This window comes from Paenibacillus sp. J31TS4 (assembly GCF_018403265.1).
GTDB lineage: Bacteria > Bacillota > Bacilli > Paenibacillales > NBRC-103111 > J31TS4.
Window position 1 is genome coordinate 413,371 of record NZ_BOSI01000001.1, and the last position, 24,701, is coordinate 438,071.

At 58.2% G+C, this 24,701-nt stretch carries 28 protein-coding genes and 2 pseudogenes; 6 read left to right on the top strand and 24 right to left on the bottom strand.

Annotation, left to right across the window (positions count from 1 at the left end; all coding sequences use genetic code 11):
- Positions 1–31: 31 nt before the first annotated feature.
- On the bottom strand, positions 32–571 hold the full coding sequence (locus KJS47_RS01825) for a GNAT family N-acetyltransferase (RefSeq protein WP_213522270.1): 540 nt from the start codon (positions 569–571) through the stop codon (positions 32–34).
- Positions 572–698: 127 nt separating this feature from the next.
- Between KJS47_RS01825 and KJS47_RS01830 the strand changes: the two genes are divergently transcribed.
- Positions 699–1,124, top strand: coding sequence for a PH domain-containing protein (locus KJS47_RS01830; RefSeq protein WP_213522272.1), 426 nt, complete (start codon positions 699–701; stop codon positions 1,122–1,124).
- Between the two features lie 3 nt (positions 1,125–1,127).
- Here KJS47_RS01830 and KJS47_RS01835 read toward each other — a convergent pair whose 3' ends face one another.
- The 7 genes from KJS47_RS01835 to KJS47_RS01865 form a co-directional block, all read right to left on the bottom strand.
- Positions 1,128–1,688 (bottom strand): YdcF family protein, encoded by a 561-nt coding sequence (locus KJS47_RS01835; protein WP_213522274.1) that lies wholly within the window; start codon positions 1,686–1,688, stop codon positions 1,128–1,130.
- Between the two features lie 342 nt (positions 1,689–2,030).
- On the bottom strand, positions 2,031–2,501 hold the full coding sequence (locus KJS47_RS01840) for an SgcJ/EcaC family oxidoreductase (RefSeq protein ID WP_213522276.1): 471 nt from the start codon (positions 2,499–2,501) through the stop codon (positions 2,031–2,033).
- 103 nt (positions 2,502–2,604) lie between these two features.
- On the bottom strand, positions 2,605–2,970 hold the full coding sequence (locus KJS47_RS01845) for a hypothetical protein (protein ID WP_213522278.1): 366 nt from the start codon (positions 2,968–2,970) through the stop codon (positions 2,605–2,607).
- A gap of 264 nt (positions 2,971–3,234) precedes the next feature.
- Positions 3,235–3,723 (bottom strand): nucleoside deaminase, encoded by a 489-nt coding sequence (locus tag KJS47_RS01850; protein ID WP_213522280.1) that lies wholly within the window; start codon positions 3,721–3,723, stop codon positions 3,235–3,237.
- 172 nt (positions 3,724–3,895) lie between these two features.
- The gene (locus KJS47_RS01855; RefSeq protein WP_306433001.1) at positions 3,896–5,137 is read right to left on the bottom strand and encodes an MFS transporter; all 1,242 of its coding nucleotides are present in this window, start codon (positions 5,135–5,137) and stop codon (positions 3,896–3,898) included.
- A gap of 175 nt (positions 5,138–5,312) precedes the next feature.
- A complete protein-coding gene (locus tag KJS47_RS01860) occupies positions 5,313–6,353 on the bottom strand; it encodes a permease prefix domain 1-containing protein (protein ID WP_213522282.1) in 1,041 nt (346 codons plus the stop codon).
- Positions 6,340–6,705 (bottom strand): PadR family transcriptional regulator, encoded by a 366-nt coding sequence (locus KJS47_RS01865; RefSeq protein ID WP_213522284.1) that lies wholly within the window; start codon positions 6,703–6,705, stop codon positions 6,340–6,342. The genes KJS47_RS01860 and KJS47_RS01865 overlap by 14 nt, the downstream gene beginning before the upstream one ends.
- Positions 6,706–6,821: 116 nt before the next feature.
- Between KJS47_RS01865 and KJS47_RS01870 the strand changes: the two genes are divergently transcribed.
- On the top strand, positions 6,822–7,310 hold the full coding sequence (locus KJS47_RS01870; protein ID WP_283772066.1) for a GGDEF domain-containing protein: 489 nt from the start codon (positions 6,822–6,824) through the stop codon (positions 7,308–7,310).
- 22 nt (positions 7,311–7,332) lie between these two features.
- Here the strand turns inward: KJS47_RS01870 and KJS47_RS01875 are convergent, their stop codons facing one another.
- On the bottom strand, positions 7,333–7,608 hold the full coding sequence (locus tag KJS47_RS01875; RefSeq protein WP_213522286.1) for a DUF2277 domain-containing protein: 276 nt from the start codon (positions 7,606–7,608) through the stop codon (positions 7,333–7,335).
- A 91-nt stretch (positions 7,609–7,699) separates the two neighbouring features.
- A pseudogene (locus KJS47_RS01880) lies at positions 7,700–8,185 on the bottom strand (zinc-binding dehydrogenase); the annotation flags it as partial.
- Positions 8,186–8,200: 15 nt separating this feature from the next.
- On the opposite strand from KJS47_RS01880, the pseudogene KJS47_RS01885 reads away from it, so the two are divergent.
- Positions 8,201–8,644 (top strand): annotated as a pseudogene (locus KJS47_RS01885) (TetR/AcrR family transcriptional regulator); the annotation flags it as partial.
- A 144-nt stretch (positions 8,645–8,788) separates the two neighbouring features.
- Here KJS47_RS01885 and KJS47_RS01890 read toward each other — a convergent pair.
- The 9 genes from KJS47_RS01890 to KJS47_RS01930 form a co-directional block, all read right to left on the bottom strand.
- The gene (locus tag KJS47_RS01890) at positions 8,789–9,394 is read right to left on the bottom strand and encodes a DedA family protein (RefSeq protein WP_213522287.1); all 606 of its coding nucleotides are present in this window, start codon (positions 9,392–9,394) and stop codon (positions 8,789–8,791) included.
- Positions 9,395–9,406: 12 nt separating this feature from the next.
- Positions 9,407–10,240: a hypothetical protein gene (locus tag KJS47_RS01895; protein WP_213522288.1), complete on the bottom strand. Its 834-nt coding sequence runs from the start codon at positions 10,238–10,240 to the stop codon at positions 9,407–9,409.
- Positions 10,237–10,746 (bottom strand): anti-sigma factor family protein, encoded by a 510-nt coding sequence (locus KJS47_RS01900; protein ID WP_213522289.1) that lies wholly within the window; start codon positions 10,744–10,746, stop codon positions 10,237–10,239. The genes KJS47_RS01895 and KJS47_RS01900 overlap by 4 nt, the downstream gene beginning before the upstream one ends.
- Complete coding sequence (locus KJS47_RS01905) at positions 10,724–11,278, bottom strand: RNA polymerase sigma factor (protein ID WP_213522290.1); 555 nt, start codon at positions 11,276–11,278, stop codon at positions 10,724–10,726. The genes KJS47_RS01900 and KJS47_RS01905 overlap by 23 nt, the downstream gene beginning before the upstream one ends.
- A 154-nt stretch (positions 11,279–11,432) precedes the next feature.
- Positions 11,433–11,669 (bottom strand): hypothetical protein, encoded by a 237-nt coding sequence (locus KJS47_RS01910; RefSeq protein WP_213522291.1) that lies wholly within the window; start codon positions 11,667–11,669, stop codon positions 11,433–11,435.
- A gap of 10 nt (positions 11,670–11,679) precedes the next feature.
- Positions 11,680–12,273 carry an undecaprenyl-diphosphatase gene (locus KJS47_RS01915; RefSeq protein WP_249716048.1) on the bottom strand — a complete coding sequence of 198 codons (594 nt, stop codon included), beginning with the start codon at positions 12,271–12,273 and terminating at the stop codon, positions 11,680–11,682.
- 97 nt (positions 12,274–12,370) lie between these two features.
- Complete coding sequence (locus tag KJS47_RS01920) at positions 12,371–12,640, bottom strand: SDR family oxidoreductase (RefSeq protein WP_213524919.1); 270 nt, start codon at positions 12,638–12,640, stop codon at positions 12,371–12,373.
- A gap of 27 nt (positions 12,641–12,667) precedes the next feature.
- Positions 12,668–13,042: a Rid family detoxifying hydrolase gene (locus KJS47_RS01925; protein WP_213522292.1), complete on the bottom strand. Its 375-nt coding sequence runs from the start codon at positions 13,040–13,042 to the stop codon at positions 12,668–12,670.
- Positions 13,043–13,046: 4 nt separating this feature from the next.
- Entirely contained in the window at positions 13,047–14,357 is a 1,311-nt protein-coding gene (locus KJS47_RS01930) for a M20 family metallopeptidase (protein ID WP_213522293.1), read from the bottom strand.
- A 505-nt stretch (positions 14,358–14,862) separates the two neighbouring features.
- Here KJS47_RS01930 and KJS47_RS01935 point away from each other — a divergent pair.
- Positions 14,863–15,903 (top strand): hypothetical protein, encoded by a 1,041-nt coding sequence (locus KJS47_RS01935; RefSeq protein WP_213522295.1) that lies wholly within the window; start codon positions 14,863–14,865, stop codon positions 15,901–15,903.
- A 138-nt stretch (positions 15,904–16,041) separates the two neighbouring features.
- On the opposite strand, the gene KJS47_RS01940 is transcribed toward KJS47_RS01935, so the two are convergent.
- Entirely contained in the window at positions 16,042–16,473 is a 432-nt protein-coding gene (locus tag KJS47_RS01940) for a DUF6157 family protein (RefSeq protein WP_213522297.1), read from the bottom strand.
- A 190-nt stretch (positions 16,474–16,663) separates the two neighbouring features.
- Between KJS47_RS01940 and KJS47_RS01945 the strand changes: the two genes are divergently transcribed.
- Both KJS47_RS01945 and KJS47_RS01950 read left to right on the top strand, forming a co-directional pair.
- Positions 16,664–18,409, top strand: coding sequence for an ABC transporter ATP-binding protein (locus KJS47_RS01945; protein ID WP_213522299.1), 1,746 nt, complete (start codon positions 16,664–16,666; stop codon positions 18,407–18,409).
- Complete coding sequence (locus KJS47_RS01950) at positions 18,406–20,214, top strand: ABC transporter ATP-binding protein (RefSeq protein ID WP_213522300.1); 1,809 nt, start codon at positions 18,406–18,408, stop codon at positions 20,212–20,214. The genes KJS47_RS01945 and KJS47_RS01950 overlap by 4 nt, the downstream gene beginning before the upstream one ends.
- Before the next feature lie 200 nt (positions 20,215–20,414).
- Here KJS47_RS01950 and KJS47_RS01955 read toward each other — a convergent pair whose 3' ends face one another.
- From KJS47_RS01955 to KJS47_RS01970, 4 genes are all read right to left on the bottom strand, one after another.
- On the bottom strand, positions 20,415–21,173 hold the full coding sequence (locus tag KJS47_RS01955; RefSeq protein WP_213522301.1) for a 6-phosphogluconolactonase: 759 nt from the start codon (positions 21,171–21,173) through the stop codon (positions 20,415–20,417).
- 40 nt (positions 21,174–21,213) lie between these two features.
- Complete coding sequence (locus KJS47_RS01960; RefSeq protein WP_213522302.1) at positions 21,214–22,422, bottom strand: Gfo/Idh/MocA family protein; 1,209 nt, start codon at positions 22,420–22,422, stop codon at positions 21,214–21,216.
- Between the two features lie 135 nt (positions 22,423–22,557).
- Positions 22,558–23,619, bottom strand: a complete 1,062-nt coding sequence (locus KJS47_RS01965) for a LacI family DNA-binding transcriptional regulator (protein ID WP_213522303.1) — start codon at positions 23,617–23,619, stop codon at positions 22,558–22,560.
- Between the two features lie 120 nt (positions 23,620–23,739).
- A complete protein-coding gene (locus KJS47_RS01970; RefSeq protein ID WP_213522304.1) occupies positions 23,740–24,612 on the bottom strand; it encodes a class I SAM-dependent methyltransferase in 873 nt (290 codons plus the stop codon).
- Between the last annotated feature and the right edge of the window lie 89 nt (positions 24,613–24,701).

Genomic DNA, 24,701 nt, shown 5'->3' on the forward strand with positions numbered 1-24,701 from the left:
TGGAAGGATCGGTATTTGCATGGCGGCGGCCTTACAACTGCTTGATCAGGCTGACCCGTATGACGTCATCCCATATGGGGCCGCGCCTGACCTCCACATAGCCCAGCTTCCTGTTCAGCTCCAGGACATGCTCATTTCGCTCCTCCGTATGCGTGTAGACAACATTCACCTGACGCCGAAGCGCTTCCTGTTCGAGCTCAAGCTTGAGACGGGTAGCGATTCCAGTCCGGCGGCAGCATGGGTCGACCCACAGGTTGAAGACTTCCAGGAACCGGCCGTCCTTCTGGAACAGGCCGCGGTCCAATTCGTGGAAGATCGTTTTCCAATCGGGAGGATAGATCGTATCCCGGTTCGATTCGGAGAACAGGATTGCTCCCCTCCGCTCCCCGTTCGTCTCATAGATGAATGCCCCCCGATTGTCCTCGGTAACAAATCTGGCAATCTTCCTCCGATGCTGGTCAAGGTCCTCGTTCATCAGCATCGTTTCTTGCGTTAACGTGAGGCCTTCGTTTTTCCGGTCGATCTGAATTAAAAATTCGAGGTCCCGGGTTGTGGCTTTTCGAATCAGCATGCTCACCTCCGTGCCGACATACTTTAATTAAGTGGGAATACTTTGGAAAGGATCCGATTCCTATTCCTGTAGATGGGTAAGGGACAGTAGAGCGCATAGGAAAAATGGAAAAAGGAGAGGGTACGTCATGCCTTTATTAAGCGGCCTGTTCGGAAATTATTCGGAGGTCCCCGTTCAAGAACTGCAGCAGCAATACGGCACTTTTTTGATGCCCGAAGAAACCATTCAAATGGGCTTCAAGCTGGTTCGGGACTCCTTTATCTTTACCGATGAACGGCTAATCCTCATCGATCACCAAGGAGTAACCGGCAAGAAAACAAGAATCGCTTCGATTGATCTGAGCTCCATCTACGAGGTGACCATGGAAACAGCCGGGACCGGTCTGGACGATAGCGAAATAACCATTCACTACATCACATCTCCCTATTTCAAAGCGAACAACCTTCAGACCGCAACCTATAAGTTTGAGTTTGGCAAAAAATTCAATGTAAAGCCGGTTTACATCGCGTTCCTTACTCTCGCAACGGAGAATCGAAAGCGGCTGAATGGTTAAAATTCACCTCTCGTTCACCCAATTAGGGATATGCGCGCCGAAATAGCTGCCGATCTTCTGTACTTCTTTCATGACGTTCTTGATCTTGTCCTCGTCCAGGAACCAATTGTCCCTGCCAATCTGGCGGTTGTCCATGACCGGGGAAACCATGAACTTGATCTCCCGGGGAAAGACCGTCTGATAAGTCATGAGCGCCCGTCTTGCATGCTGCGTTTTGCAGACGAGGATGACGCGCATCACCTTGAGATCCAGAGCTTCGATCACTTTCCATGAATTTCGCGCATTGTCAAACGTATTCTGCGCCTCGTCTTCCTTCAGAATGGCCTCCTCCGGCACGCCCAGATCCAGACCGATTCTTCTCAAATACTGCCATTCCAGCTCCCCCAGCTTTGGATTGCTGCCTCCCGAAGGGAGAATCCAAGGTGCCATCCCTTGATGATACAGGGCAGCGGCTCGTTCCATCTGCTGGGGGTGACTGCCGCCCGGCACCAGAATCACATCGGCCGGTTCCAAGTCCGTCTCCACAAAGATCATATCCGTTATACAGCGAAAGGGAGAATCCATCCTTATCCTCTTTCCTACTATTTGTTTGCTGTTCAGCGAGCAAAGTGCTGGCCCGTTAAGAGGAGCCTAGACCGGCCAGGACTGGCGTCCTACTGTTTCGGGTCCTTTGATTTCCATGAGAATCTCCGATCTTCTCGCCTCCCGCCAGACGATCGGCTGCCCCGGTGTCTAAGCTGCCCGTTCTTCCTCGTCACGAATCGGAATTCGTTTTTCTTTCCCGTCCTGCTTCTGCACGAGGAGTCCATCCTCGTCGATCCGCAAAACCTTTCCCACCAGCTCCACTTCGTCCTTCTTCACTAGGTCCAGCAGCAGAACAACCCTCCTACATTGGCAGCGCGAAGATCAGGGAGTTTCTCTTTCTTGCTCCTGATGCCACGCTTCTCTCAATTCGTTCGTCATTTCGTCCACTAATTCGGGGCGGCCATGGAATTGGGCAGGAGTGTTCTGATAGAGCTCGATCCGCCAGACACCCTCCTTCTTAATCGCCACTATTGTATGGTGGGTGTTCACGTTCGGATTCAGATCGGATTGTCCAGGAGGGATCATGCCGGCAATGGACCTCAGAATGGCGACGCGGCCATCATGCACCCGGACGCTCCTGATTTTGCTTACATAGGGGGCCGTAGGATGATGCTCGAATATCGGCTGAAGATGAGCGAAAATGTCTTGACGTCCGACCGATGAGCTCCCGTCAAAGCCAATACTCTCCCCATCTTCCGTAAAAAGCTCCGCCATCGCCCCCGCATCCCGGTCATTCCATGCTTGCAGCAATTGCCGGTACAAGGAAATGATTTCGCGTTCGTCCGTGTTCATCGTTTGACCTCCCAAGTCTCTTAGTCACCTTAAGAATGGGGTGTGTTTCCCTGTTCCCCATCCGTCTTCCTTCTAGTTCAGCTTCCATATATCATACCCGATGTTAGCGGTACAGCCTGACGATCTCTTTCGCTTCAAGCGTTCGATTGGTTTCGTTAATCTCCATCGGCGCCATCAATTCGATTCGAATGGAATCGCCAACCTTCAACTCGTCTCTAGAGATAGGTTTGTTCTCACCGGTCGTGATCGAGGTATCGTCGGTAATCTTGACGGCACATAGGTAACCTATGGCATTAATAGGGCCTCTCTTGTGCCGGTTAACTTCCTCGGAGCAATTGACGTTCAGCCGTTCCGTATCGATCGACGCGATGCTTGTGATTACGGTTTGGACAGCCGTATTCTTGGAGCATCCTGTCAGCGTGACACAGAAGATTGCAGCGGCAAGCAGGGCTCTCTTGCTTCCATTCATTTGCGGGTTCTCCTCATTTCAATAAAAACTTGAAAGCATAATAAGCTCATTATCCTTCCACTTTTCGAGCAAATGTCTTTTTGATGGGCTCGGAAAGATAAAAGAAGGGCAGAACAAGCGCTATATAACTCGCCGTTCGGGTAAGATTTTTTTATCTAATTGTTCGTTTTACCTAATATAGCATCGTTTCAAATATATGGTAACAAAAAAACTACCCGGACCACATTGGTCCAGGCAGCCACATAGCCATGCTTGGTCGGATGCTCATGTATGTTCTCCATCCGCTCGGGCTTGGCGTTCTTTCCATACTCGAAACGGCTCCAGCTTGCGATCCGAGTCCATCTTCCGCATGGGGATCGACCGCTTCTCAAGCGGACCCGCCATATCTGCATAAAAGGAATGGAGAGGATCCCCGAAGCCGGCGCCATCGGCTGCGTCCGCTTTGCCGCACGCATAGTAGACCGCTCCGAGCTTCGCCCAATAGATGGCGCCCATGCACATCGGACACGGCTCCCCACTCGCATACAGCTCGCAATCCGACAAGTCCGGTGTCTCCAGCGTCCGGCACGCCTCCCGGATCGCCAGCAGCTCGGCGTGTGCGCTCGGGTCGTGGCTTTGATGGGTGCAGTTGATGCCGCTTCCTACCACCCGGTCTCCACGGACGACGAGTGCCGCGAACGGATCCTCTCCTCTCTCCACATTGTCTACAGCCATTTGAATGACACGTTCGATCCAACGCTTGTCTGCATTCATGCCGCCGCCTCCTCTTGTCTCTCTCCCCTTCATCTGCTCAAGTCAATCATAGCCGGAATCGCAGCCGATTCCCAGAGGTTGACGGCAATCCGGTTTCCAGGCTTTAGACCGCGTCCACGGAAGCCCCGTCGTAGATGTAAGGAAGAGAATACTAATTTACCGCCTGCGATGACTACCCGGTTTCCTGCTGCTTCGTGACTCCCTCTTTCAGCTTGAATAGAGGGATCAGCAGAAGCATGCTGACGACGAACAAAAGGCCCGCGCTTTCGTAGATCGGCACGAGACCGAACCCGTTCTTCAGCCAGCCGGCCAGGCTCATCGTCACCACCATCGTCCCCGTGAAGACCGGATTCAACACCCCATTGACCCGTCCGATGTACGCCTCCTCGGTTCCTTTGAGGATAAGTGTGTTCAAGCCGATATGGATGCAGGGGAACAACAGGCCGTTGAAAAACTGCATGACCAGCGAGAAGGCCAGGCTGGTCGACAGCCCGATGCAGACGGCGGACACGCCGGTTGCCAGCAGTCCGATGGCCAGCAGCTTTTGCGGCGACAGGCTCTTTGCCCATCCCATGACCAGGACTCCGCCGATCAGCATGGCCGCACCGTTCGTAACCAGAAACCATTGGAGGTTGTCCTTCGGCAGGCCGAGCCGTTCGACGACGATGAAGACGCCGAGCGGCTGCAGGAGGCCCATGCCGAGCCCCGCCGCGGCATAGACGCCGCCCATCGTCCGCAGCACCGAACGGGACCAGACGTAACGAAGCCCTTCCTGAAGCTCCTGCCAGACGCTTGTGCCCGCCTTCTGCTTCTCCGTCTGCTCGCTCTCCGGCAAAAAGGTAAGCGTGCCCGCGGACAACAAGAACGCGGCCGTCATGACGCCGATCGCGGTCTGGATGCCGAACGACTCGTACACGAACGTACCGAGCATTGGGCCGATAATCATGAACAGCGCCATGGTCGTCTGAAACATCGCCATGCCAGATTGCAGCTGCTCCGGCGGCACGTGCTGCTTGAACAGCTTGAGGGCGGACGGCTGAGAAAATTGCGACAGGATGGCGGAGATGAGGGTTGCAAAGAAAATCGCTTTCCAGCTGGCGAACAGGAACGCGAGCAGGACGGCGCCGACGGACGTGGCGCTCAGCAGGTCGCACCAGATCATCGTGCGCTTGGGGCGCCATCGGTCCGCGAACGTCCCGCCTATAAGAGAAAACACAAAAATCGGTGCATATTCCGCCACGGAGATCAGAGAGACGGCCTTCGCATCCTGGCCGGTCTTCTCCAAGACGTACATTAGGATCGCAAAATTGCGCACCCATATCCCCGTATGCAAAAAGACAGAGGACAAAACGATAAGTTGAACAAACCGGTTGCTTAAAATCCCTGCCGGTTTGGCTGGCTGCCCGTTCAGCAAGGGCGTCACTTCCCTTCTACATCTAGAATGCTGCTGGTTCCGTTCCTCACTGTACTATCCAATCCCGGTGGCGGAACAGGGAAAGTTTGAGTAAAACAAAGCTGGACAGATCTCACCAAAAAACCTGCGTTCCTAGTGGAACGCAGGCTTGAAGCCGCTGGCGTTTCGAAAGGCATCACGCTTGACGCTGTTTGACGGGCGGCGCGGGACGCCATGCTTTGTACAGAACGGTAATGGTATCCACAAGCACGATGATGACGAGAAACAAGAAGAACCGACTCGTTACCAACTGCCACGTGCTCTCTGCGCTCGCATACCCATCGCTGCCCGGCGTCACCATGCCGTACTGGACCAGGCCCTCGAGAAAATGAGCGTTCCAGACGGCGCCGTCCTGGAGCATAAGAGCGAATAGGCCTAGAGCGGCTGCGTTGACGAGCAGATGGACCACCGCCAGCTGCCACGTCCAGGTTCGTTTGATCAGCTTCAAGCTGTCTCTGCCGATCGCCAGAAGAGCGAGCAGCCAGATAAGCGGCAGGAAGCTTTGGATAACGGATTGCTCGAAGAACGGCACAATACCCCGCTGCTCCCCCGAAAGAAAATAGATGCCGAGCGCGTCCGTCTGCACCGTACAGACGACGAGGAAGAGGACGGTAAAGATTATACCCGCAACCGCGTCACACCGCTTGATGTCCTTCCTCTCAGCGGGAACGGGCGGCAGATCGGCCGGACTCCACGGTTTCTTCCCCCCCTTCCCCTGCCGAAGCGGTTTGCCCTCCTTGGCGACAGCGTATTCCAAGAAAGCGAACGTGAGCGTAACCCAGGTGAAGATCTGGAACGCGCCGCCGAGAAGCGACATGCCAAAATCGGCAAACAGTTCGTCGATGAGAGCCGGGCTGGTTAGGAACCGGATGAAGAACGAAACCGACAGCGCAATCGCAGTTGCCGCTGCGGAAATGCGAAGGATCGAGAGATAGATGGGAAAGAGCTCCGGGCCGATCAAATAGCGGGTACCCCCTCCGTACCGCGCCGCCAGCGCCCGCGGCTCTCCAAGCTCCCGTAGGACGGCATCCGCCGCCTCCTCCTTTGTCTCTCCCTGCTCCAACCGTACTTCCAGCATGTCTTCGATCAGTCCACGCAGCTCTTGCTCGATATCCGCCCTCTGCTTCTCGGGCAGCCGCCGGGTGACCGCATAGATATAACGGCTAATGAGCTCCATCGTTCGAACCCCCCTCATCTTCGTTCATCAGACTTTCCATGCTTCGGTTCATGCTTCGCCACTCGTCCCGCAGGGCGTCGTATACCTGCTGCCCGAACGGGCTCCGCACATAATACTTGCGCGGACGGGCTTCGTTCGTATCCCATTCGCTATTGAGCAGCCCCTGCTTCTCCAACCGGCGCAGCAGCGGATACAGAGTGCCCGCGTCGACCGCGATCCCCTTCTCCTCGAGTAAAGGGACGAGGGAATACCCGTAGCGGGGCTCTGCCATCTGGCTAAGCACGCCTAGAATAATCGTGCCACGGCGCAGCTCCTGAAGCAGCCCATGTGTCGTTTCGTTCACGTCCGCCATTTGATCAACCTCCTGCGTTTATAATACTGTATGTCACACACTATTGTAAAGTTCTTAATATAGTTTTCTGTCTCATATGATGTGTGGAAGCCCTTCGGTATGTACAATGAATCGACATCGACCGGTTCAAGAGCATCAACGACACGTACGGGCACGAAACGGGCGATCTGGCCATTGTGCATGCGGTAACGGTATGCCGGGGGCGTGATCGGGAGGACACTCTCTTCGCCCGCTACGGTGGAGAGGAATTCGTCCTCGGCCTCCCCTCTCGTACGCTGGCCGAGGCAGCCGCACTGGCGGAGCGCATCCGGACGGCGCTCGTGGAGAGCCCAATGATGACCGGCATAGGGCCGATTGCCGTGACCTGCAGCTTCGGTGTCGTACAAGCGGAGGACCTGAAGCAAGATACACTCGAATCGCTGATGAGACGAGCAGACGAGGCACTCTATGTCTCCAAACGGTGCGGCCGCAACCGGGTCAGCAACACCCGCTGCTTCTGGCTCCGATGCCCGCTCTCGCCGGCTGCGATTCCTGAATGTACGGACACCAAAAAGCCCGGCTGCTATGCAGCCGGGCTTTTTGGTGTATTGGGAATGTTACGGTGAGGGACGGGGCCGGCAAGGACGCTTACGGCTGAGTGCCGAACCGCTTCGCGGAGCGTTCGCGGGCTTTCAGAAGCTCAGTCTCCCGGCTGCGGGGCTCCGCGTTCGTGACGAGGGAGGCGAGCAGACGACCGGCCGCTTCCGCTACCTCGTCGATCGCCCTGTGGAATGCCTCCTCATTCGCCTTAGACGGCTTCTGGAATCCCGAGAGCTTGCGGACGAACTGGAGAGAGGCGGCCTGGATCTCCTCCTCCGTAGCGGGCGGATCGAAGTTATACAGCGTTTTGATATTGCGGCACATAGCGCTTCTCCTTTGGATCATCATAGGATTTGCTTCATTGTACCGCTCTCCGGCAGCGGATTCCAGTCACGCCATGTCGAATTACCAAAGGTTATTCATTCCCCATCGTGCTGATATCGATCACAAACCGATGCCGGACGTCCGAAGCCAGTACCCGTTCCCACGCTTCATCGATCTGATTGGCGGAAATAACCTCGATCTCGGGCGTAATCCCGTGTTCTGCGCAGAAATCCAGCATCTCCTGCGTTTCGCGGATGCCGCCGATCATCGATCCGGCAAACGACCGGCGATGGCCGATCAGGGAGAATACGTTTACGGACAGCGGCTCTGCCGGCGCGCCGACATTGACGAGCGTGCCGTCCAGCGCCAGCAGCGAAAGGTACGCATTCATATCGACTTTCGCGCTTACGGTATTCACGATCAGGTCGAACGAACCAGGCAGTTTCGTGAACGTTTCCGGATCGCTCGTGGCATAATATTCGTCCGCGCCAAGCTTTAGCCCGTCTTCTTTCTTCTTCAGGGATTGAGACAGAACCGTAACTTCCGCCCCCATGGCATGCGCCAGCTTCACCGCCATGACATAACCATCTAGGATATCGCAGACCGGGCAAACGTAAACCGTGGAACCATTTATCTTCATTATCAGGATAAATTCGATTTATTGGATAAACTGATCGAGGCACATATCAAAGAAATACAGGAAATGGGGGAATGGGCATGCAAGCTGGATTGGAGCAATGCCCTTGAACCTTTCTTTGAATACTTCGAGAAAAATTATTTGTTTTTTTCGACCATGTTGGCGAGCAAGGGGGCGCCTTCCTTCCGCACACGACTGCTGGAGTTTATTATGGAAGGGTTTAAAGGCGAAATTGACAAAGAGAGCGGAAAAAATGCCGAGTTATATGAGGATGTCATGCTGCAATACGCCGGGAATGCTTATGTAGGGGTAATCGAATGGTGGATCCGGAACGGGATGCCCTATCCCCCTCGGACAATGGCAAAACAAGCTGGGGCTCTGTTGGGAAGAAGTCTATAGTCTTGTAAAGCGAGAGTGTCCCGCCTAATGGCCGGGACACTTTTGTCGTTGCATAGACTTGTTGCATCCTGTGTAGAATTTGCTGCCTTGTCCCAAGCTCTGGAAGCGGGTTCCGGTATACGGCTGACATCTGCCGCACTTCCGTTATCTCTCCGCCCTCACGCGGCGTCTTTTTCTGTACACAAGATAGACTCCCCCCAGCGCGAGCAAAGCAAGGATGAGCAGCAGCGAGTAACGATGGACGGTCATTAGGACTCTGTGCCAATGCTCGCCCAAATACATGCCGAGCGTAATGAACGAGGCGGCCCACAGCACAGCTCCCGACGCCACGTACAGACTGAAGCTCCCATACGACCATCTGCTGATTCCCGCACTGTAGGATGTCAAATGCCGTAATCCGGGGACAAAGTATCCTAACGTCAGCGCAAATTTTCCATACTTGTCCAGCCAATGCTGGGTTCGATCGAATTTATCCGGAGTCAAATGAACATACTTGCCGTACTTCTCCAGAAGCGGCCGTCCGAATTGGCGTCCGATGAAGTAGCTGAAGGACATGCCGACGAAGCTGCCGGCCGCCGCCGTCAGGACGGTCGGCAAATAATGCAGCCGGCCGGTAGCAATGAGGTAGCCGCAGAACGCCATCAGCACCTCGTCGGGGACCGGCAGACCGATCAAGCCGAGCATCAGCGCGCAGAAGATGCCGAGATACCCGTAATGGGCGACTAACGATAACAAATGATGCGAGTCCATAGGGTCCTCCTTTCAGTCCGCTTTTCTCCTCGTCAGCTTGTCTCTTGCCCATAGCGTTGTATGCCCTACCGAAAACAAGACGAATCCCAGCAGCAGCAAACCGCCGACAAAGGGGATATTGAGTAAGGAGACCAACAACACGGCACCTGCCAGTGCCGCCATCCAGCGGGGCCGCCCCAGCATTCCGTTCCACCCTTCCCCGATCATCATGCTCAACGCGGCGAAGCTCACGAGAAAGGCGGCGGCAAGCAGCATGCTCATAATCAGCGCCACAGGGATTCCGATGACTGTGACGAAGAGCAGGATGGTCACCGCTAGGAGGATCAGTCCGCTGAGACAGCCGACTAGCAGGACGTAGCCGGGAGACCGGCGGCTCCTGTCGACAATGGATTGGAGCTTCTCTTTGCTAAAATAGACGATTCCGGTAGTGAGAAGGACAAGAAGCACGCTCCCGGCCAACTGTACGAGCCAAGTGCCCAGCACCAGACCGCTGCCGAGCAGCAGGCTGTTCCTAGTCGCCGAATCGAACGATACGTTCAGGATGGCATTCGAGACCGCTGCCCCCTCCTCCTGCTCAACCGTTCCTCCCACCACCAGCATCACCCCGTGTATCCGAGCGGTCGCGGTCAGCTTCAAATTCCCGTTCAGCACGACGACCGAGTCATTCACCGTCCCGTGTATGGTCGCATCGCCTCCAAGAACGACAAGATCATCCAGCGTTTGATCGGCGGGGACATTCGTGCTTTGATGGGCAAACACGCCCGCTGTATACGCCGTGAAAGGAACGGCGAGCAGCGAGCCGAGCAGAACGATCGAGGCAAGCAGCCGGATTCGGAATAGCCTCATGATGGTCCCTCCTTCAAAGGGCTATGGTTCAACAGGGCTTTCAAGGTAAGTCCCGAACCTGTTAACAGCAGGATAGCGCCTGCCAGGAGGCCGATGAAGGCGGAAGGAAGAGAGCTTACATAGTGGCCGGCCGCCTGAAGGAGGTTGTCCGTGACCCGATAGCCTACGGTAATCAAGGTCGTTGTATAGGGAGCCATAATGGCAAATAGAACCGCAAGGAGCATGAGCAAGCTCAGCAGACACGCGGCAAGCCCGTAAAAGAACCTCTTGGACGGCTTGGCTGCGGGGATCGGGCGGATCGCCTCCATGACCGCTTCCTCCAAGCGTTCGGGCGCTTTCACGGAATGAAATGCGGTACGGACAAGCTCACGAACTGCCACGTACTCGCGGAATGCTTCCGAACATGCCGCACAGCTGTCCATGTGCTCTTCCACGTCAATGCGCTCATCTGTTGTCAACGCGTCATCGAGATAAGCGGACAGCTTATCCTCTATATGCTTCCCCATGGTTCTCCTCCGTTTCCAGTTTTATTGCTTGGCGCAGCAGGAGTCGAGCGTTTCGAATCCGTGATTTGACCGTCCCGAGCGGAATCTCTAGCATCGCGGCGATTTCCTCGTACGAGTAGCCCTCCACATCCCGGAGGAGAATGGCTTCCCTGTGCTGCGGACTTAGCGCTCTCATAGCCTGGCGGATGTCCAGATAAAGGTCCGGGTCTCCTTTTTCACTTCCGCCTATTCTCTCCAGTCTATCGTCATCTGTTGGCTGTTCCCGCTTTCGCTTCTGAAGGCGGTCATAGCATAAGCGGGAGGCAATCTGGGTAAGCCAAGAGGAAAAAGCGTAGACCTGTTGCAGCTTGGCCAGAGAGGTATAGGCTTTGAGGAACGCCTCCTGTGCGACATCCTCCGCTTCCATCCGATCGGACAGCATGCCGTAGGCATAGCGGAATACCTTGTCCTTATATTGACCCACGAGCAGGGCGAACGCTTCCTGGTCTCCTTGCCTGGCCCGTCTGATTAGACGTTCGAGCGCTTGCTCCACGCATGCTCTCCCCCTTTCTGATCGGAATGAAGCAGGGACTGCCGCAGCCAAGGGGGTGAATATCCTCTTCGCCAGCTAATTATGCAGGGTGGCGAAGGTTAGTTTGTTCCACCTGCGGATTCTAATTCTATTGTCCAAAGATCGGATGACCGACTTAATCTTCAGGCTTGTTCGTGGAACGTAGGGCGAAGACGCAGCTGATGATCAGCAATGCCGACCCTAGCTCGCAGAACAGAATTTTTTCATATACGGGTTGGTTACCCAAAATCATGAGCGTATACAAGCCGAATCCTAGACCGGCGAGCAGTACGTATAACCAAGTAATCTGCATGCTTCCTCCTTTTCGCCGAAGAGCGTTGTCCTCTCGTCGAAGTGACGTCGCTTCGTTCATGATCGGCTCCTCATCCCTTCCTGCTGCTCGGCCGCTTGTACCAGAGCCTGCGCTCCCATTTTCCCCAGACCGACAATACGGCTTCCAGGAGCCGAGCAGCGATTGGAGATCGAGCGAACACGAGATGGACGCCTGCCGCGGACACGATGCCGAGTGCGGCACCTGCTGCTATATCCGATGGATAGTGGACGCCCGCCCAAACCCGCGATAGCGCAAGGAGAGCAGCTAACGTCAGCCAGAGCATGCCGTCTTTCTTCCTAAAGAGAAAGATCGCAGTCGCCACCACAAACGCTCCCGTCGCATGATCGCTTGGAAACGAAGCGTTAGCCGCATGAGGGATCAACTGAAAGACGGTATGGGTAACGAAAGGCCGATCCCGATAAAACAAAGTCCCGAGCAGTCCCGAGAAACCGAGAGCAACGCAGGCGGACAGCAGAGCGGAAACAACCATCCGCCGCTTTGCCTCTGACCGGGACAGCCCGTAGACGAGAAGACCCAGAAGGAACAAATACTGAGCATCCTCGGCAAGAAACCGAATGATAGGATGGAAAACGGGGTGAGCGGCCGCCCAGCCGTTCATCCATTGGAACAAGAATGTATCCACAGGTGCTTCTCCTTTTCAATAGCGAAATGATGATTCTACGAAAGGACTGGGCAAGAGGCAAAAAAGTTCATGTGAAGGAAAAAAACCTTTCTGGAACTTAATGGAAAGCTAGGCTTGCCCGGACAACGCAAATAACCCTCGCTCCCATGAGGGAACGAGGGTGAAAGTAAGCAAAGAGCCCTGCCACTATCAGAACGCCAGCTCCGTCGTCTACCACAATGCTCTCGCCTGTAAGGAAGGCGGCGTCGCGCGAAGCGAGGAACGCGAACACGCCCGCCACATCCTCCGGCGTCCCGGCACGCCCGAGCGGCACGTACCGCTCGATATACGAGCTGACCGTCTCCGGGCTGTCGATGCTTTCGGACAGCGGGGCTCCCTCCTTTCTTTCGCCGTCTTAGTCCGTCCGGCAGACAATCGCGTCGATCTCCACCTTGATGCCGTCTAGGACGGCCTGCACGCACGTTCGCGCGGGCAGCGGGGCTTGAAAATACGTCACATAGACGGCATTGAACCGCTCAAAGTCGGCCAGGTTTTCCAGAAAGACCCCAACCTTGACGACGTCGTCCATCGAGTATCCTGCCGCTTCAACGATGGCTTTGACGTTGTCCATCGTCAGACGCGTCTGTTCCTCGATGCCTCCTTCGACGATCCGGCCGTCCGCATCGAGGGGGCCCTGCCCGGAGACGAACAGCAGATTGCCTGTCGCGATGCCTTGCGAATACGGGCCGTTGCCCGCAGAAGCACGGGCCGTATGGACGGCTTTTCTCATGTCGTTAGTCCTCCTCCTGCACTCCGCACCAGCGAATGAGGGCGGAGGCGTATATTTCGATCAGCAGCTCGAGGCTGTCCAGCTCGACATATTCGTCCGGCGCATGCGCGTTGGCGCCGGACGGTCCGAGAATGAGAGCCGGGCCAGCTCCATATTCGTTGAAGACGAAGGCGTCGCACGCGAATGGCGAGCCGGTTACGGACGCCGGCCTCCCTGTAGCCGCTTCGATCTCGCGAGAGAGCACCGGAATAAGCGGACAGGAAGGATCGACCGATGTGCCCGGCAGGAAGCGGATCATTTTGCGGAATTCCGGCTGGGCGAGCCCTTCCTCCAGCGTTTGCCCGCAAAACCGCTCGTAGCCCAGCAGCAGCGACTCCTTCAGCATCTCTTCGGTTACGCCCGGATAGCACTCCACCCAGAGATCGACGTGGCATTCGACCGGGCCGACGTCGCACAGCGGCGCGGTCAGATCGCCCGCCTCAAGCCGCGTGACCAGAATCGGCAGCGTCTCCCGGCTGTCGCCGTACCACGGCTCGGGACCGGACGATTGGGCCCTTTCCCGCTCGAACGCTTCGAGGAAGACGATGAACCTGGCGGCATCCTGAGCCGGATTGTGCAGCGTCTCCCCGCTGAAGGCCAGCCCCGTCGTTCCGCGGAAGGTGACGCGCCAGAGGGCGCCTCCGCGGGTTGCCGCGTACAGTGCCAGATTCGTAGGCTCGGGGATGACGACGGCGTCCGCCCGCGTTCCTTTCGCCCGGCCTGCGACGGTCCCGTTCGCTCCGCCGAACTCCTCGTCGACGACCGATTCGAGAAGGACATCGCCCCGGAGCCGGATACCGAGCTCCATCAGACAGCGAACAGCCAGTATGCTGGCGGCGAGACCGCCCTTCATGTCGAAGGATCCGATTCCATACAGCCGATTGTCCTCCACTCGGGTCGTGAAAGGGTCGGCCGGCCAGCCAGGCGCTGCCGCCGCCGTGTCGATGTGGCTCGAGAACAGAAGCGAGCGTCCGCCGCCGGTCCCGCGCCACTCCGCGCAAACGTTGGGCCGGCCCCGGTAATCCTTGCCGGGATAATAGGCCGGATGGCTGCGAAACCCCGGAAGGTCCTCAAGCTCATAAAGCTCCGCCTCGAAGCCGTATCGCAGGAGTCTCGCAAGCAGAGCCTCCTGGCACGCCTTCTCGTTCCCGGTCACGACGCGGTTGACGGTGTCGTGCGTCACCAGCTCGCTTACGAGATCAATAAGCTCGCCGCGGTTCCGCCGGGTCCATTCCCGGATGCGGTCGCGAGCCGCTGTGTGTTCGCTCGACGTCATCTGCACTCTCCTCCTGACGTTTGGGATGGACTAGCCGTGCCTTGCTCCCCGTGCTCCGTCTCCCAGCCCTCGGCAGTCCGGCGAGGCGCAGTTTAACCTGTAAGGGCTTACAAAAAAGGCGACTGAGCACCATGAGAAGCGGCTTTCTCGGACTCCAGATCGTTTAATATACAAAACAGTAGTTGGATATCCAAAAATTCACCCCTATGCTATCACCAGCCTACCGGAGTGTCAATGGCGGTGAAGGGATCCAACGGGTGGAACAAATTGTCTTTTATTGAGGGCGCTCTTCATGCGACAGATCGGGAATACGAGGGACCCGCCGCATATAGAACTCTTGCCTCTTTAGACAGGTAGCCTCGACTGGTCTCCTCATCAGGACATTAGATGTCCTTTCTCCATGCGGCCAAATAAGAAACCGCTTCCCCGTCCATTTCCGTTTATGCTAGAATGCTTGGCATAGACTGGGAAATGATGGATTACAAGCGTAAAAGGAGCGAAAGCGATGAAAATCAAGGAAGCGCGTAACGCGGCGATGGAGTGGGTGCAAGAGAACGCCCTCCGGCTGCCCGGATTCCTCGGCGCTTACATCAGCGGCTCGACGGTAGGGATGCCGGAAGAAGCCGAGCTTCCCGCCACGTCGGATGTCGACATCGTCCTCGTCACGGAGGACGAGGAACCGCAGGTCAAGCCGGGCAAGTTTTTGTACATGGGCGTCCTGCTGGAGGTGTCCTACCTGCCCGCCAGCCAGCTCGCCTCCGCCGAGCAGGTGCTCTCCGCTTATCAGCTGGCGGGCAGCTTCCGGGTCGATACGGTTCTGGCCGATCCGACCGGCTGGCTGGGCCGTCTTCAGCGTCAGGTCTCCGAACAATTCGCTGCCCGCTCCTGGGTGCTCCGCCGCTGCGAGCACGCCTGGCGGAAGAGCCGGGACGGTCTCCGCGGGGTCGACCAGCAAGCGCCGCTTCCCGACCGGTCGATGGGCTGGCTGTTCTCCACCGGCGTGATGACGCATGTCGTCCTGGCCGCGTCGCTCCGCAATCCGACCGTTCGCCTGCGCTACCTGGCCGCGCGGGAGGTGCTGGAGCAGGCGGGCCGTCTTGCCTTCTACGAAGAGCTGCTGGAGCGGCTTGGCTGCGCACATCTCTCCCCCGAACGGGTGGAGCGGCATCTGACTGCGCTTGAACGGACGTTCGATACAGCGGCCGCCGTCTCCCGCACGCCTTTCTTCTTCCGCTCCGACATCCGTCCGGACGCGCGGCCCATCGCGATCGACGGCAGCCGGGCTTTGATCCGCAGCGGCTTTCATCGCGAAGCGGTCTTCTGGATCGCGGCGACGTATTGCCGCTGCCACAAGATCTTGGATGCGGATGCGCCAGAGACAGGCATAGAACTCCTTCCCGCGTTCGAGGCTTTGCTTGACGACCTGGGCGTTCTTACGATAGATAGCCTGGCCGGACGCAGGGAGGACAATTTGCGGTTTCTGCCGAAGCTTTGGGAGCTGGCTGAAGCGCTTGTGGAGGCCAACCCGGCGGTTCGGAACGAATAGCGTCCGGCCACTCCTTGCCAAGTAGGCAGGCCCGGCGACGTCGTTCCGCTATAGATAGGAAAAAAAGGAAGCCTAAGGTTGCCCTTATGCTTCCTTGCCGTTTGCGGATCGATCGGCCAGCAGCGGTCGATAGCCGGCCTACTCCCGCTTGCTGCGCATGCCTCGGACCACCTCAAGCTCTATCTCCCCCGCCTTCCCCTGAGCGAATTGGGCATATTCCTCCGATTCGACCGGATAGAGCGCCAGCTTTCCTTCTTCATTATAGTGCACGCCCCACCCGTATTTCTTGGCCAGCATGGAGGCGCGCATACACGGATGGCTCTTGCTCAGCAGCTCGTCGCGGACGCCGCCGCCCCGCCTCTCCAGCTCCTCGGAGGGAATCTCCTTGTGCCGGATATGAACCTCGTAGATCAGGTCGTCGAGCGTATAACGATAGGGAGATTCGGTCAGCAGCTCGTACTGCAGCCGCGGTATAGATGGCCGTGCATCCGGCTTTGCTTTTGGAATTTCGCTGGTTTCCACCGGACAATCCGGGGCGACCAGCACGAACGTATTCGTAATGTGGCGCATGGCGCAGCCTCCTCAGGAAGGACTCGCTCGGGCGGCCATCGGCTTCCCGGTCCTCCTAGTTTGTTATATCCATTCTATCCCTTGCAACTGGATTTGTATCGTGTAAGATGAAACTTATTTCCAAAAAACGGCTCTCCCTTCACGGTGAGTCAGGATCAGTGCCAGCATTTATCTATAGGAGGTCATCTGCATGAACAACAACAATCAAATCTCGATGACCTGGCTGCTTCGCTACCTTCGCCCGGTCAAAGGACGGATGCTCATCCTCCTGCTGCTTCTCCTCCTCACCACTCTGCTGCAGCTCGTCAATCCGCAAATCATACAGCGGTTTATCGACACCGCCGCCACGGAGGGCGTCGCGGCCAAGCTGCTCGGGCTGGCAGGCGTGTACCTCGTTGTCGCGGTCAGCAACCAGTTTCTAACCATAGGCGTCAGCTACCTCGGCAATGACGTCTCATGGCGGGCGACGAACCGGCTGCGCGGCGACCTGCTGAAGCATCTGCTGCGGCTCGACATGCGGTTCCACAACAAGAAGACCCCCGGCGAGATGATCGAGCGAGTGGACGGAGACGTCACCAACATGTCCAACTTCTTCGCCATGTTCATTGTCCAAATCGTGGGCAGCTTCGTCCTGTTGGCAGGCATCCTCGGCTTCATGTTCACGGTCAACGTGCCGATCGCGCTAGTCATGACCGTCTTTACCTGCCTGGCCATCGCCGCGATGGTCGTCATCCGCAACCTGGGCGTACGCGCGACCAAGGAAGAGCGGGAGGCGAGCGCCCGGCTGCTCGGGTTCGTCGAAGAACGGATCGCCGGCATCGAGGACGTCCAGACGAGCGGCAGCGTGCCGTACATCATGAACCGGTTTCACCGGGCGATGCGCCGGGTGTTCCAGACCGGACTGAAGGCCTGGCTGCTGCGGGTTATTCCGTGGAACACGACGGTCGTCCTGTTCGCCGTCGCGGTTACCGCCGTCCTGCTGATGGGTGTCCGCGAATATCTGGACGGCACTGTGTCGCTCGGCATGCTCTATCTCATCTATCAATATACCCAGATGCTGAACGATCCGATCGAGCAGCTCGGCAACCAGATGCAGGAATTCCAACGTGCCAAATCGGGTCTGCAGCGGTCCGGCGAGCTGCTGGCCACGCGCACCGAGATTCTGGAGGGCACTGGCGACACCTTGCCGGACGGTCCGCTCTCTCTGGACTTCGATGAGGTGCGCTTCAGCTACAACCCCGGCAAACCGGTGCTGCACGACATTACGTTCTCGCTAAGGCCCGGCGAGCGGCTCGGGATCGTCGGACGGACCGGGAGCGGCAAGTCCAGCATCAGCCGGCTGCTGCTCAGGCTCTACAATCTGGACAGCGGCACCATCCGGGTCGGCGGCGTCGACATCCGAACGCTCCGCCTCGAGGCGCTGTACCGGCGCGTCGGCATGGTAACCCAGGACGTGCAGCTGTTCGACGGCTCCCTGCGCGACAATCTTACGCTGTTCAACCCGGACGTCTCAGATGAGCGCATTTTGGAGACGACCGAGAGGCTCGGTCTCCGGCAGTGGATCGACGCGATGCCGAACGGCCTTGACAGCCATCTGTCGGCCGGCGGTTCGTCGCTGTCCGCCGGAGAGGCGCAGCTGTTCGCCTTGACGCGCGTCTTCCTGACACAGCCGAGTCTGGTCATCCTGGATGAGCCGTCCTCGCGGCTCGACGCGGCGACCGAAGCCGCCCTCCAGGTCGCGGTGGATCAGCTGCTCGCCCAATGCACGGGTATCGTCATCGCCCACCGGCTGTCGACGCTCGAAAAGGTGGACCGCATTCTGGTGCTGGGCGGCGGCCGGATTCTCGAATGCGGACCGAGAGAGAAACTCGCGAACGACCCCGATTCTCATTACGGCAAGCTGCTGAGAACCGGACGAGAGGAGGAATTGGCGTGACCGTAATCCGTTTTGTATGGCGCCTGCTGCAGTTCCGGCCTTCGCTGTTTCTCGTCAACGGCCTGCTGTGGGGCGTCTTTCACTCCATTCCACTCTTAATGGGTCTTGGGATGCAGTGGTTCTTTGACCGGACGACGTCGGGCTCTCACAATTTTGTGTGGCTCGCCGTCCCCCTCATCGCGGTCGCCCTCGTCCGGGTGACGCGGGTGGGCGTCTTCTTCGTCGCCTTCCATCGTTGGATCACGTACTATTACCATCTGCTGGCCGTACTGCGCACGAATATTCTGGCCGGCATTATGCGCTGGCCCGGCCGCAATCTACCCGCCTCGCCGGGCGAGGCGATGAGCAGATTCCGGGACGATGTGAACGAATCGGTCGAATACATTGAGTCGTGGGTGGATTTTTGGGGCCGGTTTGCCTTCACGATCGTCTCCCTCGTCATTATGGCGCGGATTAACTGGCAAATCACCCTCGTGGCGATCCTGCCGCTCGTTGTGGTCACCGTCATGAACAGCTTGTCCGGCAATCGGGCGAGGCGCTACAGCCAGTTAAACCGGGAAGCGACCGGCCGGATCACCGGCTTTATCGCCGAGACGTTCGGAGCCGTCCAGGCAGTGAAGCTCGGCCAGGCGGAGAAGCACGTCCTGAACCGGTTCGTTCGGCTGAACGACGCTCGCCGGCTGGCAGCACTCAAGGACAATCTGTTCCGCCAATGGATGAAATCGCTCAACCACCATGTCCTGAACATCAGCACGGGCATCATCCTCCTTATGTGCGCATCCGAGATGCAGGCGGGACGCTTCACTGTCGGGGATTTCGCCCTGTTCACCTCGTACCTGTCCACCTTTGCCTTCAGCATCTCCTCCTTCGGGTACATGGTGTTCCAGCATAAACGGCTGAAGGTGTCGCTCGACCGGATGAGCGTGCTGTTCCGTCCCGGCGAAGCCCACCGCGTGATTGAGCATATACCGCTCTATCTGTACAGCGATCCGCCCGCCGTAACGGAAGAATCCGAGAATCCCGCGGACCGTCTTGTGTCGCTTGAAGCGAAGAACCTAACCTATTGCTATCCTGGAACGGAGAATGGCATCCGCAGCATTGACTTCCGGCTGGAGAGAGGCAAGTTCCTCGTCATTACCGGCCGGATCGGCTCCGGCAAATCGACTCTCGTCCGGACGCTGCTCGGCCTGCTGTCCGCGCAGCAAGGAACGGTGCAATGGAACGGACGCGCGATTGCACCCGCTTCCTTCCTTATCCCGCCGCGGGCAGCCTACACGCCCCAGGTTCCCCGGCTGTTCAGCGATCCGCTGCGGGAGAACATTCTGCTCGGCCGGGAAGATTCCGGCGATTCGATGGATAGGGCTATCCGCCTCTCCGTCATGGAGCAGGATCTTCGAGAGCTCGAACATGGACTCGATACGTATGTCGGGCCTAGAGGCGTCATGCTGTCCGGTGGCCAGATCCAGCGGGCGGCCACGGCCCGTATGATGATGACACAGGCGGATCTGCTGCTGTTCGACGATCTGTCGAGCGCGCTCGACGTTGAGACCGAGAAGGTGCTCTGGGAGCGTCTGTTCAAGGAACGGGACGTGACGTGCATCGCCGTGTCGCACAGGCGCGCCGCTCTTGCCCGTGCCGACCATATCCTCGTGCTGAAGGACGGGCGCCTCGAAGCGGAGGGCACGCTGAGCGAGCTGCTCGCGACCAGCCCCGAGATGCGGCTGCTCTGGCAGGGAGAAGAATCTGCCGCAGAAGAACGGCAAGAAGATGCCCAAGCCGAAACCGAATACGTCAGGAGCCGGTAGTGCCGGAGCCTGAGGAGACCGGCCGTATAACCGGCCAGCACAAACACCCCCAGCCGTTGAAGGGCCCGAATAAGTCTCTGCAAGCAGAGGCAGCCGGGCTTCTGGCTGGGGGTGTTTGTTAGGATAGCGAATTGGCGAGACGGTCGAACATCGCTTACGTACGGAATCGTGGCATTGCCGGCCGTCGGCTTGCTTCTACTCTATGTCCGCTCCTGCTGCTCCTTCCCCGCATCGGGCAGCGCCGAGGCCGATTCCCGGTCGAGGTACAGCCACCAGTCGCCGTGCCGCTTCAGGATAGACGCCGGGACGAGAGGCGTTACCTCCTCTTCGAGCGTCCGGCGGATCGCCTCGGCCTTGACCCGGTACGGGACGCATGAGAGAATCGTCCGGCAAGCCATAATCTGCGGCACGGTCATGGTGATCGCCTGTCTCGGCACCTCGCCGGCCGAGGGGAACCAGCCCTCTCGGACCTGCTGCGCCTTGCATGCGTCGTCCAGCTCGACAACCTTGTACGGCTCTTCTGCGTCGAAATCGGCCGGCGGGTCGTTGAAGGCGATATGGGCGTTTTCGCCGATCCCGATCAAGGCGAGATCAATTGGCGCTTCCCGGATCGCTGCGGATAGGCTGGCCAGGACAGAGTCGAGCTCCCCTTCCCCGTCAACGAGGTGAGCCTTCGCGACGGGCGCGAACGACAGGAACCGTTCTTTCAAATACTTCCGAAAGCTGGCGGGATGAGACTCGGGCAGGCCGACATATTCGTCGAGGTGAAACATCTCGACCCGGCTCCAATCCACCCTCTCCTGCGCAAGCGCTCGCAGGAACGAAAACTGAGAAGCTCCGGTTGACAGCACGAGGCGGGCTTTTCCCTGCTCGCGGATGCGGGCGTCCAGCACCTCTGCCGCCTTGGCGGCGGCCGCCTCTCCCAGCTTTTCGGCGTTGTCGTGAATGGTCAAATGCATAGGATCCCTCCTTTGGAGATTGGTCTAGAAAGTCAGGACGTTACAGCAAGTCGGATATCGAAACGGGTCCGCCGCCAGCGATCGACAGATTGGCAGCGGCTCCGATCAGCAGCGAGTAGGCTCCCGCCTCGCTCCCTGCCTGCTGGCCGAGCGGATCGGGCAAATCCCCTAAGAAGATCATGCGGCGCAGCCGTTCGTCTCCGCCTCCGTGTCCATGGCGAACGGAAGGAACGCGGTGGACGATTTGCTCGCCCGACGTCAGCGTAATGAGGATGTTCTGGACGTCCGATTGCGCGAGTGGTCCGCTGTAGACCTCCCCGATCTCCATCCGGCCATGCGTGCCGGTCAGGGTCGCTTTCCACCCTTCGTCCGGACTGTAGGCGACCAGTGAGTAGTCGAGCAGCGTTCCATTGTCGTAACGGACATGGACGGTCATCGTATCATAAATATCGATATGCTCTCCGAACACGCAGCGGTCTCGGATGTAGCCGTCCTCCCGCTCGGCCTCCAGGTAGAGCCTCCGGTTATCGGCGTCCCCGTGCAGGTCGTAGTACAGCTCGCATGACGTCCGGTGGGAGCAGGTCAGACAGCGCTCCTCTCTCACTTCCCGGTTCGGCCCGTAAAACGCCAGCCTGCCGAACGCCTGCACGGTCTCGGGACGGCTGTCCAGCCACCAGTTGATCAGATCGAAGTGATGCGTCGCCTTGTGGACGAGCAGCCCTCCGCTCCGTTCCATTCGGGCATGCCAGCGGCGAAAGTAATCTGCGCCGTGCCGGCGGTCGAGGCGCCAGTCGAGCGAGACGTGCTGTACCTGGCCGATCACGTTCTCCATGAGCAATTGCCGTACTCTCGCCAGATACGGAACGAACCGGAGATTGAAGGTCACCGTCACCCGGCGTCCGGTTCGCGCCTCCGCCTCCCGGATCGCCTTGCACTTGTCGCTGTCAATTGTCATCGGCTTCTCCGAGACGACGTCACAGCCCGCCTCCAACGCCTGCACGATGAAGTCGTGATGCGTATCGTCCGAGGAGGCGACGATCACCGCATCGGGAGCGGCCTGCTGCAGCATTTGCCCGAACCCCTCATAGACAGGGAACGGACCGTAATCGTCGTTCAGCAGACGGGAACGGATCCGATTGGCGTCATAGACGCCCACGAGCTGAACCCGGCCGGTCAGTTCCTCGGCGAACGGCCTCGCGAACATGCCGCGGGCTCTCGCGCCGGCTCCGACCAGCACATACCTTTTCATGCGATTCCACCTCCGGGAGGATGCATACAGAAGAAAAGCTGGATAATAGTAATCGATTACTATACGGGTAGTTTATCACAACGGGCGCCGGAGGAACACCCTCTTTTTTCCATTCGGGGCTGTTCCGCGCCGCCGCTAGTCCAGTCTCTTGACGGAGGCGCGCTCGATCAGCCTCGGCTTCAGCAGCTTCTGCCCCGCCTCTTCCTGCTTCTCCTCTAGGCCGCTCTCGTCTAGCCGGGCGAGCAGCACCTCGCAAGCGAGCCTACCCATCTCGTAATCCGGCTGCTTGATCGTAGTGAGCCCCGGACTGACCATAGAGCTGAAAAGGATGTCGTCGAAGCCCATCACCGAAACATCGTCCGGCACGGACACTCCTTCGGCCGCGCATTGCTGGAGGACGCCAAAGGCGGTCATATCGTTGCAGGCGAAGATCGCCGTCGGTCTCGCCGGCAGCGCCAGCAGCTTGCGTGCCAGCGCCCGACCGTTCTCGCATTCGAAGCTTCCTTCGGCCGACTCGCGCAGCACCGACTCCTCCGTGATCTGCAAATACCCTTCCGGCAGCGATAAGCCTGCCTCATGAAGCGCCTCCGTGAAGCCTTCGTAGATTTGCCTGCGGCTCGGCCTGTCGAGCGAAGCGGTTACATAGCTGATCGCGCGATGCCCCTGCCCGATCAAGTGCAGCGCCGCCATACGCCCTCCCTGCCGATAATCGAAGCCGATCTGGACCGCCTCTGTCACGTCCAGCGGCTGATCGATGGCGACAAGCTGCAGGCCTAGGCGAATCAGCCGCTCGATCGGATCCCGGCTGCCGGAGATAGACGAGAGGATGACGCCCTTCACCTGTTTTTCGAAGAGAGTCTGCAGGTAGGCTTCCTCCAGACGGCCATCCTGCCGGGAGTTGCACAGAAACACCTGATACCCGTTCTTCCGGGCCGTCTCCTCGATACCGAGCGTAGCCGCCGCATAGAACGGATTGCTGATCGAGGGAATGATGACGCCGATCGTCCGGTTGATATCCGTCTTCAGCTGCTTGCCGATCTGGTTCGGAATGTAGTGCAGCTCGTCCGCCAGCTCTTGAATTCGGCAACGCACCTTGTCGCTCACCGGATAGCCGCTGTTGCTCAGGACGCGCGAGACGGTGGCGGACGAGACGCCCGCCAGCTTCGCAATATCGTGAATCGTAACCCGTTTCTTCATCCGTTCTCCCACCATCGTTCGTTTTCCCTAAGTTTACCACATCGCCCGTCGTCTGCCAGAGAGGCGAATGGCCCTCTCTCTTGCTCCGCCCTCCGGCGAACCCGATCGCCTGCGGCTTCGTCAGCCGTCCCGCTCAACCGTTCCGAACGTGATCTTCATGCTGGGCGCATTGACGAGGAAGGTCAGTCCGTCGAACGCTTGAGCATACCGGACTTCGCTGTCGTACTGCCGCTCCGCTTCTTCTGCCGTCGCGCCCCGCGCGAGGAGGCCCTGGACGAAGGCTCCCCGATCGCCTGGAACGCCCGGCCGCAGACCGGCCAGCAGCCGTTCTCTCTCTCCCGCCTCTCCGTTTGGGTCCAGCAGATTCACCTTGTCGCTCATCCGGCACTGCACGTCCTTCAGCCCCAGCTGGCGGAAATAGACCGGCAGCTTGATCCCAATGTTGCCGTCTTTGCCGTCCCTTCTTGTGTCCCCTTCGAAAAGACGCTGCAGAAAACCGAGCGGAATCAACTCCGACTGCTCGATGCCGTCCGCATAGAAATTGGCGCTGTTCGCGATCCAGTTCGCTTCGAAGCAGGCGACCAGCCCCCCGCTGCTTACGCTGTCGATCATCCTCAGCAGCACTTCCTTTGGCTGCTTCATATGCATGAGAAAAGTATGGCTGACCGCCAGGTCGTAGCGCCGCTCCATCGCCAGCGTCTCGAGATCTCCCTCGATCCATTGCACGTCATAGGACGTTCCTGCGAACAGCTCGCGGGCAGCGGACAGGAGCTTCGGGCCCTTATCCACTCCCGTATAGGTGGAGCCCTCGGGCAGCAGCGGCAGCAGCTTCCAGCCGAGATAGCCGTAGCCGCAGCCGTAATCGATCATGCGTACCGGGCGTTCGATCCTCCACACCTTCTCCACAAGAAAGGCCAAATAATCGTCGTTGTACATCGTATCCCGCGTTCTTCTCAAATACTCGATCCTGCCGTCCCATTCATACTCCGCCATTTCTTCACTCTCCTTTTGTGCACGTCTCCCCGGCCGGGTCTTCCTACAATAGGGGAAACTTTCCAAAAAAGATAGACTTATCCTTCGGC